Annotated in this window: 1 rRNA gene; it reads right to left on the bottom strand. The window is 48.9% G+C overall.

The features are described from left to right. Window positions 1-170: 170 nt before the first annotated feature. Window positions 171-227, bottom strand: a 16S ribosomal RNA gene (locus QP413_RS10235); the annotation flags it as partial.

Here is a 227-nt window from a genome sequence, read left to right as displayed (position 1 = left end):
TGCCATTCCAGACACCCAACAACGCAACAAACCAAACACACAAGACTTGAACACAACAACACACACCAACAACCAACAAACGGTCACTGGCGGACACGCAAGCAAACCCCCATTACAGGGTTTCTAATGCCCACGATTCACCCACAAACAAATAAACAAAAACTCCTTAGAAAGGAGGTGATCCAGCCGCACCTTCCGGTACGGCTACCTTGTTACGACTTCGTCCC

It is taken from the genome of Corynebacterium sp. UMB4614 (genome assembly GCF_030217065.1).
GTDB lineage: Bacteria > Actinomycetota > Actinomycetes > Mycobacteriales > Mycobacteriaceae > Corynebacterium.
The sequence above is the reverse complement of the archived record's forward strand: the minus strand, read 5'-3'. Positions and strand labels throughout refer to the sequence as shown.